Annotated in this window: 1 rRNA gene; it reads left to right on the top strand. The window is 49.7% G+C overall.

Annotation, left to right across the window (positions count from 1 at the left end):
• A 23S ribosomal RNA gene (locus tag CWC17_RS19305) occupies positions 1-465 on the top strand; the annotation flags it as partial.

The following is a 465-nucleotide window of genomic DNA, read 5'->3' on the forward strand; positions in this document are numbered from 1 at the left end:
AATTCGCAGTGTAGATGCTGTGTACCCGAGGCTAGAGGGAAAGAAGCGGTGAAACTTTACTAGAGATTGGGATTGAACATTGAACCTACATGTGTAGGATAGGTGGGAGACTTTGAAGATGAGACGCTAGTTTTGTTGGAGTCGTCCTTGAAATACCACCCTTGTAGTTTTGATGTTCTAACGTTGGCCCCTGAATCGGGGTTACGGACAGTGCCTGGTGGGTAGATTGACTGGGGCGGTCTCCTCCCAAAGAGTAACGGAGGAGCACGAAGGTTGGCTAAGTACGGTCGGACATCGTACGGTTAGTGTAATGGTAGAAGCCAGCTTAACTGCGAGACAGACACGTCGAGCAGGTACGAAAGTAGGTCATAGTGATCCGGTGGTTCTGAATGGAAGGGCCATCGCTCAACGGATAAAAGGTACTCCGGGGATAACAGGCTCATACCGCCCAAGACTACATATAGC

Origin of the sequence: Pseudoalteromonas sp. S3785 (assembly GCF_005887365.1) — a bacterium.
GTDB lineage: Bacteria > Pseudomonadota > Gammaproteobacteria > Enterobacterales > Alteromonadaceae > Pseudoalteromonas.